This is a genomic window from Neisseria sp. P0021.S007, from assembly GCF_051956855.1.
The window spans coordinates 1-633 of record NZ_JBQCXA010000683.1 but is presented as its reverse complement, the minus strand read 5'-3'; the positions used below and the strand labels follow the sequence as shown (position 1 = coordinate 633).

The 633-nt window shown below is 52.8% G+C and carries 1 protein-coding gene; it reads right to left on the bottom strand.

All coding sequences use genetic code 11. From position 1 onward, the window contains the following. On the bottom strand, positions 1-633 hold a 633-nt coding region (locus tag ACTHUR_RS15365), incomplete at both ends, for an SAM-dependent methyltransferase (RefSeq protein WP_440399497.1).

The window sequence follows — 633 nt, the reverse complement described above, 5'->3', positions numbered from 1 at the left end:
CTTTTCTTTTTCTCCACTGCGCAATCGTCTGACTGATGATTTCCTGCGTCGGCAAGGTCAAGTCCGTAGCCACGCACAAGCGCGTTTCAGGATGCAGGTTTTCCACCGCATCAGCCAACAACGCATCGTTACGATACGGCGTTTCGATAAACAGCTGCGTTTCATTCTGCTGGCGCGAACGTTGTTCCAAAGCCTTCAAACTCTGAATGCGCTCACTTTTTTCAGACGGCAGATAACCCTTAAATGCAAAGTTTTGCCCATTCGCACCCGAAGCCATCAGCGCCAGCAACAAGCTGGACGGGCCGACCAAAGGCCGTACTTCAAAACCGTGTTTATGCGCCAACGCCACCAAATTCGCTCCCGGATCGGCAACAGCCGGACAACCCGCCTCGCTGACAATACCCATACTGCGCCCTTCTTGCAAAGGTTTCAGCAATTCCGGCAAAATCTTCAAATCCGTGTGTTCATTCAGCGTTTGCAGATTCAGCTCGCGGATAGGCGTAGTCACGCCCAAATGTTTCAAATGCGCGCGCGCTGTTTTTTCCGCTTCCACGATAAAATCCGTCAGCCCGACAATCGCCTGTTGTTCATGCGGCAACAGGCATGGCGTATCAGGCGCACCCAAAGGGGTAG